Genomic DNA, 282 nt, shown 5'->3' on the forward strand with positions numbered 1-282 from the left:
TACCGGGGCCGTCACCAAGTTCTCCTTCGTCATGACTTCCTTAATCTTAATGGAATAGTCATGAACGAATCGCAGGTCGCGGTTGGTAATGATGCCGACCAGCTTGCCGTTTCCGTCTACGACAGGAACGCCGGAAATCCGATATTTGCCCATTAATTCTTCTGCGTCGTAAACATGATGATCAGGCGTCAGGGAGAAAGGATTTGTAATGACGCCGCTCTCCGAGCGCTTCACCCGGTCGACTTCTTGCGCTTGCTGTGCCACCGACATGTTCTTGTGAAT

1 protein-coding gene is annotated in these 282 nt (G+C 51.1%); it reads right to left on the reverse strand.

Annotation, left to right across the window (positions count from 1 at the left end; translation table 11 throughout):
* Positions 1–264 (reverse strand): CBS domain-containing protein (locus NCS67_RS31805; protein WP_502801892.1); only part of this gene is annotated, 264 nt, incomplete at its 3' end.
* Positions 265–282: the final 18 nt, after the last annotated feature.

Source organism: Caballeronia sp. ATUFL_F2_KS9A (assembly GCF_023630765.1).
Lineage (GTDB): Bacteria > Pseudomonadota > Gammaproteobacteria > Burkholderiales > Burkholderiaceae > Caballeronia > Caballeronia zhejiangensis.